This window comes from Streptomyces sp. iso_384, from assembly GCF_056172905.1.
The window spans coordinates 1-11129 of record NZ_JBWBTT010000002.1; the positions used below are offsets into that span (position 1 = coordinate 1).

Annotated in this window: 11 protein-coding genes and 1 pseudogene; 6 read left to right on the forward strand and 6 right to left on the reverse strand. The window is 67.6% G+C overall.

Translation table 11 applies throughout. The features are described from left to right. Positions 1 to 497: DUF6198 family protein (locus AC0VY3_RS36220; protein WP_475551801.1), on the forward strand; the 497-nt coding region annotated here is incomplete at its 5' end. Between the two features lie 92 nt (positions 498 to 589). Here AC0VY3_RS36220 and AC0VY3_RS36225 read toward each other — a convergent pair. After that, positions 590 to 1174, reverse strand: a complete 585-nt coding sequence (locus AC0VY3_RS36225; protein ID WP_475551802.1) for a hypothetical protein — start codon at positions 1172 to 1174, stop codon at positions 590 to 592. Between the two features lie 310 nt (positions 1175 to 1484). Beyond that, the gene (locus AC0VY3_RS36230) at positions 1485 to 1670 is read right to left on the reverse strand and encodes a hypothetical protein (RefSeq protein ID WP_158726918.1); all 186 of its coding nucleotides are present in this window, start codon (positions 1668 to 1670) and stop codon (positions 1485 to 1487) included. A 653-nt stretch (positions 1671 to 2323) separates the two neighbouring features. Between AC0VY3_RS36230 and AC0VY3_RS36235 the strand changes: the two genes are divergently transcribed. From AC0VY3_RS36235 to AC0VY3_RS36245, 3 genes are all read left to right on the forward strand, one after another. Further along, a complete protein-coding gene (locus AC0VY3_RS36235) occupies positions 2324 to 2914 on the forward strand; it encodes a phosphoesterase (RefSeq protein ID WP_475551803.1) in 591 nt (196 codons plus the stop codon). Next, a complete protein-coding gene (locus AC0VY3_RS36240) occupies positions 2911 to 4491 on the forward strand; it encodes an alkaline phosphatase D family protein (RefSeq protein ID WP_475551804.1) in 1581 nt (526 codons plus the stop codon). Before AC0VY3_RS36235 ends, AC0VY3_RS36240 begins: the two co-directional genes overlap by 4 nt. Positions 4492 to 4813: 322 nt before the next feature. Next, positions 4814 to 5284, forward strand: coding sequence for a hypothetical protein (locus AC0VY3_RS36245; RefSeq protein WP_475551805.1), 471 nt, complete (start codon positions 4814 to 4816; stop codon positions 5282 to 5284). 43 nt (positions 5285 to 5327) lie between these two features. Here AC0VY3_RS36245 and AC0VY3_RS36250 read toward each other — a convergent pair whose 3' ends face one another. After that, positions 5328 to 5708 (reverse strand): NucA/NucB deoxyribonuclease domain-containing protein, encoded by a 381-nt coding sequence (locus tag AC0VY3_RS36250; RefSeq protein WP_475551806.1) that lies wholly within the window; start codon positions 5706 to 5708, stop codon positions 5328 to 5330. Between the two features lie 225 nt (positions 5709 to 5933). Further along, a complete protein-coding gene (locus AC0VY3_RS36255) occupies positions 5934 to 6716 on the reverse strand; it encodes a hypothetical protein (RefSeq protein ID WP_475551807.1) in 783 nt (260 codons plus the stop codon). 36 nt (positions 6717 to 6752) lie between these two features. Here AC0VY3_RS36255 and AC0VY3_RS36260 point away from each other — a divergent pair. Further along, positions 6753 to 8382: pseudogene (locus AC0VY3_RS36260) on the forward strand (ISAzo13 family transposase). Positions 8383 to 8617: 235 nt separating this feature from the next. Here AC0VY3_RS36260 and AC0VY3_RS36265 read toward each other — a convergent pair. Then, positions 8618 to 8842 (reverse strand): hypothetical protein, encoded by a 225-nt coding sequence (locus tag AC0VY3_RS36265; RefSeq protein ID WP_475551808.1) that lies wholly within the window; start codon positions 8840 to 8842, stop codon positions 8618 to 8620. A 37-nt stretch (positions 8843 to 8879) separates the two neighbouring features. On the opposite strand from AC0VY3_RS36265, the gene AC0VY3_RS36270 reads away from it, so the two are divergent. Further along, a complete protein-coding gene (locus tag AC0VY3_RS36270; RefSeq protein ID WP_103511367.1) occupies positions 8880 to 9404 on the forward strand; it encodes a hypothetical protein in 525 nt (174 codons plus the stop codon). 3 nt (positions 9405 to 9407) lie between these two features. Here AC0VY3_RS36270 and AC0VY3_RS36275 read toward each other — a convergent pair whose 3' ends face one another. Next, complete coding sequence (locus tag AC0VY3_RS36275; RefSeq protein WP_475551809.1) at positions 9408 to 10613, reverse strand: IS110 family RNA-guided transposase; 1206 nt, start codon at positions 10611 to 10613, stop codon at positions 9408 to 9410. Positions 10614 to 11129 lie beyond the last annotated feature (516 nt).

Sequence of the window (11129 nt, forward strand, 5' to 3'; positions counted from 1 at the left end):
GGGCCGCCGTCATGCTGCTCGTCCAGTCCGGGCTTGGCGCGGCCAGCTGGAACGTGCTCACGGAAGGCACCGCCAAATCTCTTGATATCTCGTTCGGTTGTGCGACGAACCTGATCTCGCTGCTTGTGCTCATTGCATGGATCCCCCTGCGAGAACTGCCCGGGCTTGGCACGCTCCTCAACGTCGCGATCGTCGGCTTCGCCGCAGATGCCACCGCCACTGTGCTCCCCAACCCACAGGGGCCACTCGCCGAGATCGGATATCTCGCCCTCGGGCTGGACGCCGAGTTGCGCCGTCGCTGGTGCCCTGGCCCTCGCGCTGCCCTGGCTGCACCCGTTTGGCGCCGACATCACTCCGACCGCAACGGCAACCTGCTGCCTCCACTCGCCCACCTTGGCGCCGAGTGCGAGGAGAGTGCTGTGGTAGGGATCGTTGACCGTGCCAAGGACTGCCGCGCAGGTTCGCTGGTGAAGGCGCCCTTCTCGGCGGGACTGTGAGGTGCTCGGGTGGCTACGAGCGGCGCCCCCTGCCAGGCGCCTCGCTGCACTTCCGGGTACTCGGCTCTGCCGCCACCCGGTCCGATGGCCGTCTACGACTGCACGGGATCGGGACTCTCCGGGGCCGCGGCGGCAATGGAGGTGTAAAAGACCGAACGCCCCTGCTTGCTGCGCTCGACCCGCCCTTGCGCAACCCCCTGCTCCAGAGCGTTGCGCACGACGGCAGCGGGTACCGTGCGTTCCGGATGTGCATCGGCAAGCGCCGATGTCACTTCCGCCGCGGACTTGGGCTCACTCTGGGCAGCGAGATAGACGGTAGTGCGATCAAGCCATGTCGGCTCTCCGGGCTTCCTCGGCGAGGCCTTCTTCTGGACGCCTGCCTTACGTCCGCTCTTCCGCCCCTTCACCGTTGGCGTCTCGCTGTTGAAGCGTGCTGCGGGAACGGCGGCGACCTTGCTCTTAGCCTTCTTCTTCGTCGGTGACTTCGGCGCACCACCAAGCACCTCCTGCATCTTCGTCAGGAGTACCTCGCTCTCCTCCAGCGCAGCGAGCTCGCTCTGCAGGCGCGCCACTTCTGCGCGTACGCGCTCTTGCTCGCCCCTGTTCTCCGACAAGTCCTTGGTGACCCGCTGGGCATACTCGTCCGTGACACTCGGGGCAGGAAGGGTTCCAGCCATGTGGTCCTCAGCTCTCGATGCGGTGGGGAGTGTGTGGCGATGATGGTACTCATAGGATTCCAGCCACTTGTCCACCTTGTGCCGAGACAACGAGTACGGCGGCCCCGGGGCCGTCCGCTGGTCATGGCGTGATCAGAGACGAAGGCCCCGGCACCCACCGACGATGGTGCTGCCGGTTCTGTCCGCGCTCAGTGACGCCGGGGACGCGTCCGTCCAGGAGCAGGACGACGGTGCGATCCGGCTCAAGCGCCCCACCCTCACTCGCCAGCCGCTCCTGCCCACGCCACGGACCGCCGAACCGACGCCGGAACTACGCGACCCCGGCTACCTGGCCGAGGTCGTCCTCTTGGCCGTCGCTGACCAGCCGGTTCCACAGCTCTCCCTCACCGAGCACGTCCTCCCCCGCGACGTCCAGCAGTTGGATCTGTCTGTCCGTCGCGCCGGGCGCTGTACCCGTACGGGAACCCATACCGGTGACGAGGTGAGCACCTTCCACGGTGGGCCACCTCCAGGACATCGACACCGAAGCCTCGATCTGACCCACGACGCGCAAACCCGGGACCGTCATGTTCCAGCGGACCAGATCGGCACAAAGCCCTTGTCGGGCACAGCACCCTACTGCGGCGGGTCCGTAGAGTCAGCGGACGTTGAGTTGTCGACTGCACATGCTTGGAGGCCTTGGATGGCCTGGGTGCGTTCGAATCGACGGCTTCGGTGCGCTTGGCCGGGGTGTCGAGGACGTTCTCGGCGTTGTTGAGCAGCACGGCCAAGAGGCCCGAGCCCCGGCGGACCCTGGTGACCTCGCCGCGCAGGTGGAGCCAGCCCCCAACATCGGTCACGGTCCAGCCGACATCGGCCACGCCGCGGGCTACCCAGAGGGCACGGGGCACCGAGCAGCCACGGAGCCAGTCCAGCTCCTGGATGAGTTCCCTTGCCGGCTGGAAGCGCTTACTTCCGTAAACACCGTTCCGCTGTTGTGCGCTACTGGATCTTCCATTGATGGCCCCTTCCTTGTATTTTGCGCATCTGCGACTCGTACTTGTCCGTACAGGTTGCTGAGAAAGTTTGGTGAAGGGCTTCCTGAGGTTCATGCGGGGCTGGTGTGATGCGTGGCGCGACAACACAGCAGAACACCCAGGGGAGACGTGGATGAATCTCGTTGTGAACGGCGACGCGGAGAGTGGGCCGGGAGGAAGTGCGGAGCCGGTCGGCTCGGTGAACGGCTGGAGGATCGCGCAGGGCGCACCCGCGCTGATCGACTACAGCTTCGGCGGAGGGTACCCGGGCCCGTCCGACCCCGGGCCCGCCCAGCGCGGCAGCCGGTTCTTCTCCGGAGGGAACTCGCCCCGTACGGCACTGGCCCAGGACATCGATCTGCCGCAGACCGGGACGACCGGGCGCGCGGCTGTTGACGCGGGCCGCGTCCGGTACGCCGTACGTGGCTGGCTCGGCGGGTACGCGGGCCATGAAGACGGAGTACGGCTATCCGTGGAGTTCCGGGACGTCAAGGGGACCCCAGTCGCGCTGAGCGTGCTCGGGCCCGTGACCGCGGGGGACCGCGGGGGGCGTACCGCACTCCTGCAGCGCGAGGCGGCCTCCACGGTGCCGCCGGGCGCCCGCAGTGCCCGAGTCCTGCTCGTCTTCACGCGCTCTGGCGGCACGTCCAACGACGGTTACGCGGACGCGATATCCCTCACCCTTGATGCCGCCACCCTCAACACCGCCGGAGGCCGGTCGTGAAGCTCAACCGCCGTGATCTGCTCAAAGCCGCCGCCGCGTCGGGCGCCCTCGGCGTCGCCTGGCCGCTGGCCGCCGGGCTCTCACCCGCGCAGGCCCGCGAGGCAGCCGAGGCGCTGGGAGCCGGCTACGACCCGGCGCCCTTCACCCTCGGCGTCGCCTCCGGCGACCCGCAGCCCTCGTCCGTCGTTCTGTGGACCCGCCTGGCGCCCGAACCCCTCGCCGCCGAGCAGGACCTTCCCGACGTCGTCGAGGTCGGCTGGGTCGTCGCCGAGGACGCCGGACTGCGCACGGTCGTCGCCCGCGGCACCGCCCCGGCGTCCGCGACCCTCGGCCACAGTGTGCACGTACCGGTCAGCGGGCTGAGATCCGGGCGGCACTACTTCTACGCCTTCACCGCGCTCGGCCGGAGCAGCCGTGTGGGCCGTACCAAGACCGCCCCGGCCAGCGCAGTCGGCGCGGTCCGCTTCGCCGCCGCCAACTGCCAGGCTTTCCACGACGGCTTCTACGCAGCCCACCGCGGCATCGCCCGGGAGAACGTCGACTTCGTCGTCCACCTCGGCGACTACATCTACGAGCACGGCCAGGTCGGCGGCGTCCCTGAGAGCCATGTCCGTGACCACGAGGGCGGTGCGACCTTCACCCTCGCCGACTACCGCAAGCGGCACGCCCTCTACAAGGGGGACGCATCGCTGCGCGAGGCACACGCAGCCCACCCCTGGTTCCTCACCTGGGACGACCACGAGGTGGCCAACGACTTCAGCGGTACGGGCGGCGGCGCCCCCTTCATGCAGCGCAAGGCGGCCGCTTTCCAGGCATGGTTCGAGCACATGCCGCACCGCGACACCTTCGGCGAGGCCGCGCTGCCGGACCCCGAGATCCACCGTGTACGCCGCTGGGGTGACCTGCTGGAGCTGACAGTCCTGGACCTGCGTTCGTATCGCTCGGCGCAGAACCTGGCCGACGGCACCATCCTGGGTGCCGAGCAGAAGTCGTGGCTCAAGCAGGGCATCGACAAGGCCCCGGACACCTGGCATGTCTGGGCCAACTCGATCATGCTCAGCCAGCTGCGCGGCTCGCCCGGCGGCTCGTACATGTTTACCGACCAGTGGGATGGCTTCCTGGCCGAGCGCGAGGAGGTCCTGGGGCATGTGCACAGCAGCGGCCTGGAGGACCTCGTCGTCATCACCGGAGACTGGCACTCCGCCTTCGTCGACGACATCCACACGGACTTCGACGACACCTCGTCACCCGTCGTCGGTACGGAGTTCACCGCGCACTCGGTGACCAGCGGCGCGTACTCCACCGACTGGAACCGGACCAACGGCCCGCGCATGGGCCGGGCCAATCCGCATCTCAAGTACTTCGAGGGCAACCGCTACGGCTACGACGTGTACGAGGTGACCCCGGAGCGCTTCTCCACCCACATGCGGGTCATCGAGGACCGGCGGGACCCGGCGTCCCCCGTATCGACCCTGACCACGTTCCATGTAGACCGGGGCACGGTGGGCTCGTACGAGGACGAGGCGACAAAGAACTCCCCGGCGCAATATCGCCGATCCCGCGCGAATCGACCGTGACCAGCCGCACAGCGGCCTTGTGGTGAGGGAGTGCCCGGCCCCCGCCGAACTCCCCGACTGAACCACCGTCAACGCCAGGGCCGCCTCCCTCAACCACCAGGACCCGTGGTCCCTGCGCGGTGCGGCTTCGGTGAGGACAAGCTGTCGACCTCACAGGCAGCGAGGGCGGTCCGCCCCTGCGGTTGGCCGCGCCTGTGAGCCGTACACGGGCCAGTCGGATCGGTCAGCGTTGAACGGGAGCCGACGGCCGGTATTCCACGATGTGCTGGCGGCCACCAAGATAGGGTGCTTGCGGCGGTAGCGGGAGATACGGGAGTTCTCTGTGGCCGAGTTGGTGGCGCGCGAAGAAGTTCGGGTGTCCGTGGAGTTCCATGCGTTCGCCCTTCAGGAAGAGGACGACATGGAGGTCTCCGCCCCCTTCCCCGAGGAGCGGGCAGAAGCGCCAGGGGCAGGCTTCCTGACCGTTTACGACAAGCGGCTCGACTTCGAGAGCGCCGGGCACACCCACGAGGCAGCTCTGACAGCCGAGGTGTGGGGCAGTGAACCGTCCGTGCCCGCCGACGTCCGCTGGGAAGCTCAGGGCGAAGCAGAGATCTTCTCAACCACAGGGAATCTCTCGATCGAGACGATGTCCGGGGTCGACGAAGGCCGCGTGGAGCTCGGCCGGCCCAACACGCTCTGGAAGGTCCGCGCCGTCTGTTCGGGCCGGGCCGAGGCTGCCCGGCTTGCGGCGGTGGACGTGCCCGTCGGGGTGGAGCGGTACCTGGTCCAGTTCTGGCCGGCCAGCAACTGAGAACCTGTGGGCAGAACATTGGGCTCTGCCCACAGGGCGCGCCTCAGGAGATCGAGACCACGTAGGCGTCGATGTCGTCACCGCTGCTGAACCCGTCCAGAATGCGGTTCCGGTCCCTGAATATTTTCAGGATGCTTCCGCCGGCTCCGTTGTCAGCCCTGGGCAGGGGCCTGGCGGAGAAGTTGTCCTTGGGCTTCGTCTGGTCGTACTTGCTTTGAGCTGCGCCTTCGTAGGTGCTGGCGAAGGGATACTCGTCGCATTCCCGCGAGACTCCGGGAACGCTTGTGGCGTAGTCGGCCCCCCAGTACTTGACGCAGGTAGCAATGGCCGCGCGGCGATTGGCCTTCACACGGTCACCGTCGTGCTGAAGCCGGTGCAGCGTGTGCTTGAGGTCGAACCCCGGTACCGCCTTGCTGGCATTCACGGGCTTGGTGTCGCCTGGCTTCGTGTGTGCGTCCCGCAGGTGCTGGGGCACTGCTCGCTCGGGGGCCCCGGTCTTGGAGCTGTAGGGCAGGGTCGCCACAAGCGGCAGGGCCGCACCGCCCTTCTTCTTGGGGTTTCCGCCGCCGGTCTTGTTGAAGAGGTAGGAGGCGGTGTCCCAGCGGCCCGCGAGGAAGCCAACGCTGACACGGCCGGTGTTGGGCGAGGTTTACGGCGAGGGGAAGGTGAGCTTCACGAAGGGCTCGTACGCCATCTGCACCACGTCGTCCGTGCCGGTGCCCTGCCCGGGCTCGACCAGCATCGTGTGGGTGTACTCGGGCTTGGCCTTCAGCGCGTCAAAGGTCTGGGTGGCCGGTACCTGCCCGCCGTACTTCTTCGCTGCTTGCTTCGGCCACGTGGTCACGTCGCCGTCTGTGTCGATCTTCAGGCCGCTCGTCCGGGTGGTGCCGGTCTTCACGAAGTCCGTGAACAAGTACTGGATTCGAATCGTGCGGTCGTTCTTTTTCGGAACCGTTTCGATCACCCACAGCGTGAACGAGCTCTGACCCACAGGCCGACCGCGCTGCATCCAGGTCTGTACGAACTGGGTTCCCGTGCACATCGCGTACCGGGACTTGACCGCGAAAAGCCTGCCGCCCTGAAGTCCGGCCTTGCATTCGGCCTTCGTCATCGTCCGAGGCGGTTCCGGATAGGTTGCCGCGAACGGCACCCTGCCGGCCATCTCGTCCGAGAGGAACGAGGGCGTGGACGCCTTCGGAAGACGGGCGGGGGCGATGGCCTCACGCGGCAGCTTGCCCGCCGCCGTCTCCCGGACCGGCAGCGCGGTCTCCCCCTCACTGCCCTGCTGGGCCTGGAGCGCACCGAGCGACGGGATCGGTATGCCTGCGGGGAGTGTGGAGGAGATCACTTCAGCACGGCCAGCATCGGCTGCCGCAGACGGCAAGCCGGCCGACAGCATGGCCGCGGTCACTAAGGACTTGCAGGGAATCAAGGTGTTGCTTCCCGTTCTGATGCTCGTTGGTGTGGTATGCGCATCCCGGACGAGACTCGTAGCCAACTCTCTCTGAAGTTCGCGGTGTTGTTCCCGCATCTGGACGAGCGTCAGCGTCGGTTGTTGATGGCCGCCGAGGCCCGCGTCCTGGGGCACGGCGGTGTCCGGGCCGTCGCATTGGCGGCCTCGGTGAGCGAGACGACGGTCCGCAAGGGCGTGTTCGAGCTGGAGGCAGGCGAGGAGCCCCTGGGCCGGGTTCGGCGTCCGGGGGGAGGTCGCAAGCGGGTCGCGGAACTCGATCCGGGACTGCGGCCGGCTCTGCTCGCGCTGGTCGAGCCGGACGTGCGGGGTGATCCGATGTCGCCGCTGCGATGGACGGTGAAGTCGACCCGCGCCCTGGCGAGGGAACTGACCCGGGCCGAGCACCGGGTCAGCGCCGACACCGTTGCCGATCTGCTGCGGGAGGAAGGCTTCAGCCTGCAGGCCAACGCCAAGACGCTCGAGGGCAGCCAGCACGTCGACCGTGACGCACAGTTCCGCTACCTCAACGAGCAAGCACGCCAGCACCGGGACGCCGGCCAGCCGGTCATCAGTGTGGACACCAAGAAGAAGGAGCTCGTCGGCGAATTCAAGAACGACGGCCGCCAGTGGCGCCCGGCCGGCGATCCGGCGCGGGTGAACATGCACGACTTCGCCGACCCGAAGCTAGGCAAGGCGATCCCGTACGGCGTCTACGACCTGGCGGCGAACACCGGCTGGGTCAACGTAGGCACCGATCACGACACCGCAGCCTTCGCGGTGGAATCGATCCGCCGCTGGTGGAACGGCCAGGGCCAGGTTTCCTACCCGCAAGCGACACGGCTCCTGATCACGGCAGATGCGGGTGGCTCCAACGGCCACCGCACCCGGGCCTGGAAACTCGAACTCGCCGGCCTCGCCGCTGAAACGGGCCTGATGATCACCGTCTGCCACCTGCCGCCGGGCACATCGAAGTGGAACAAGATCGAGCACCGGCTCTTCTCCCACATCACCATGAACTGGCGGGGCCGGCCGCTGACCAGCCACGAAGTCATCGTCCAGTCCATCGCCGCAACCACCACCCGCACCGGACTGCGGGTGCATGCCGAACTCGACACCAGGACCTACCCGACCGGAGTGCAGATCGCTGACGTGGAGATGGCGGCTCTGCCACTGACCCGCCATGGCTTCCACGGCGACTGGAACTACATCCTTCACCCCCATCCGGCCCCGGCTGTCCCAGCACCCCGGAAGTCGCAACGGTGCGAGCCGGAGTGGACACCGGCCCTGCTGTCCGCCCCAGTGCTGACCGGGACTGTCTCCGGAGCAGTTGCACGGCTTGGTCCAGACTCTGGCGCCGGACGGGGACACCCAGCGCGGCCGCCCGCCCCGCCTCGGCTTCCCCGATCAGGTCCTGGCCGCAGTGCTCCACCTGCACCTCGCCCTGGCAGCCGAACCCCTCGCCGTGCTCTTCGGCAGCAGCCGCACCGCCATGCACCGCACCCTGCTGAAGATCAGGAAACTGTTTGAGGCACACGGCATCGTCATCCCACCGGCGACCACCCCACCCGCTGCCCTCGCCTCCCTCCAGGCTCGGGTCCTGGCCGAGAGCAGCGATCCCAGCAGCAAGATCAAGACGACGTGTTAATGATCTGCAAGTCCTTAGGCAGGAGGATCAGGCGGTCTCTGGCCGCCAGGAGGCCCGGTGCCGGAGGAGGCAAAGCCGCCACCGGCACCAGGGGCCCGAGCCATACTCCAGGAGACCCGGACCTGTCCCGCACACCCATACGGCACGGTCTACCCCCGACTTTATCCAGCGCAGCCCGGAGTGTCCGGGCGGGAGTCCCCGCCTCACTCCTTCGCAGCTCCCGCGCCGGGCCGGTTCACGCCGCGTCCGTACGCCGCTCCCCGGCAGTCAGCCGCCGCAGCTCGACCCGGGCCGCCGGACTCCACCCCGCCGGAGTGGACCACCAGGGGTGCCAGTAGATCCGCACGGACAGCAAGAGCAGGCGGCGGCGCAGCTCGGTGGCATGACGCGGGCGGGGCACGGCCAGGGCGCGGTAGGTGGCGTGCCACTCCTGTTGGGCGCGGATGTGACTGATTCCCAATGATGGTTGTCAAGCAACGGGCCGTAGGCTGCGGCCCATGGAATCGTTGATCGCTGCCGTCCGTGAGCAGGAAGAAGCTGCCCGTTTTCTCGCTTGGCCGGGTGACTTCGACCTGGACCGAGGCGATCATGTCGAGGAAGTGCATCTCGCCTCGGGCGCCGTGCTTGAGGGATTCGCTGGCGATGGTGCTGGCGGCACGTACTTCTTCTGCGGTGCAGGCGGCGAGGAACGTCCCATCCTCTATGCCGACTCCGAGGGAGGTGCGGCTCTGGTTGCCGTCGGGCTGCCCGAGCTGGTGCTTTTGCTGCTGGTGGTTCCGTGGTGGCGCGACTGCCAGGCGTTCACGGACGAGGAGAGTCGCGAACTTGCGGCTGAGTATCTGGAGGACATGCCGGACCTCGTGGCCCGGAGAGACCGCGCTGCCGCAGCCCTTGGCCTCGAGCTTCCGGGCCAGGCCGAGGTCCTGGCTCGCTTGAGGGAGGTAGCTACTCGGCTGGGGGAAGACTTCGTTTTGATCTTCACACCGGAGGGGCACCCCTACGAGCCGCTTTTCACAGACTGAGACTCAGGCCGCGGCGAGACCCCGCCGTGGAGGCTGAGCCTCGAAGGTCCGCTGATCGCGTATGAGGGCCCATAGGACGTCGAGGCGTCGGCGGGCGAGGGCGAGGATCGCCTGCTTGTGGCTCTTGCCCTCGGCCCGCTTGCGGTCGTAGAAGGACTTCGAGGTTGGGCAGAAGCGGGCTGCGATCTGGGCAGATAGGTAGAAGACGCGCAGGAGCCGGCGGTGGTAGCGGTGTGGTCGGCGCATGTTGCCGCTGATCCGGCCTGAGTCCCGTGGAACAGGTGCCAGACCGGCGACTCCGGCGAGTCGGCCCGCGGACCCGAAGGCGTCCATGTCGCCGCCGGTGCAAGCAATGAACTCCGCCCCCAGCAACGGGCCCATGCCAGGCATGCTGAGGATCACCTCGGCATGCCGGTGCTCTCGGAAACGGGCGTCGATCCTTGCATCCACGGCGGCGATCTCTTCGTCCAGAGCCAGAACGGACCGGGCCAGGGTGTTCACCACGGCGGCGGCTGTGCTCTCCCCGGGCACGGCAGTGTGCTGAGCCTGAGCCGCAGCGACGGCCGCATCGGCCACTGCCTGGGCGCCTCGGACCTTGCGGTTCTTCAACCAGGTCGCGAGCCGGATCGAGCCGACCCGGCGCAGACCGGCCGGGGTCTGATAGCCGGTCAACAGGATCAGTGCGGCTTTCGACGCCGCGTAGTCGAAGGTCCGTTCCAGGGCCGGGAAGTACTCCAGCAGCTGGGCCCGCATCCGGTTGATGGCGCGGGTGCGGTCGGCAGCGAGGTCATAGCGGCGGGCGGTGAGGATCTTCAGGTCCACCGCGATCTCGTCCCACTCCTGCAGCGGCTGCAGATCACGGCGCATCCGTGCCTGATCGGCGATGACATAGGCGTCCTTGGCGTCGGTCTTACCGTCACCTCGGTAGCCACGGGAAGCGTGGTGGACGGTTCGGCCAGGAATGTAGAGCAGCCGCTGACCATGGCTGGTCAGGAGGGCTATCAGCAGAGCACCCCCGCCGGCGTTCAGATCGACGGCCCAGGTCACCGGGCTGTCCTCGGCCAGTGCGAGGACGTCGCCTATCAGCTCCAGGAGCTCGGGCTCGTTGTTGGGCACCCGCCGCGAGAGCACCTTCGTCCCGTCCGTGTCGATCACCGTGCAGTGATGCGCGGCCTTGCCGGCATCCGTCCCCGCCCAGAGCTCGGGCACCCGAGCCTCCCTTGTCGATCGGTTGACTGGACCCTGCAGACGACCACGCCGACGTGTCCTTACGAAGCGATCTCTGTTCGCTCATCCCAATGAGTGGCCGTGTCGTCGCGGGGCACCGGGCGGCCAATCAGTCAAAGCCACAACCACAGCATGAGCGCCGTCCAGCCACACCCAGGCCCCTGGGTCTCCCGATCGTACGAAGGACCGGAATCAACCCGCCAACACGGTAAGGAGCGCCGTGCTTGGCCCGGTTGGACAACTGCAATGCTTAACCTGCGGCGCATGTCAGAAGGTTGGTGGCTCCGAGAAATCCGTCCTCGTCCACGCGCTGATCCTGATCTTTCTGGATTGACCGGCCTTCGCGGCTCGGTCCTCGGCGACCGAGGGGTTCGTCGGGCTGGCCTCATCCGATCAGAGGGATTCCTGGTCCCGGAGAGCAGCAGGGTCCGACTGGTCTTCCTGAAGGACGAGAGCTCGACGGCAGCTCGAAAACGCGCCCCTCGGGGCTCACTGCCC

Bases quoted from the DNA above. Each gene is read 5' to 3' on its own strand.
- AC0VY3_RS36225 (WP_475551802.1), bottom strand. From the start codon at position 1,174: ATGGCTGGAACCCTTCCTGCCCCGAGTGTCACGGACGAGTATGCCCAG.
- AC0VY3_RS36235 (WP_475551803.1), top strand. From the start codon at position 2,324: ATGAATCTCGTTGTGAACGGCGACGCGGAGAGTGGGCCGGGAGGAAGT.
- AC0VY3_RS36270 (WP_103511367.1), top strand. From the start codon at position 8,880: ATGGAATCGTTGATCGCTGCCGTCCGTGAGCAGGAAGAAGCTGCCCGT.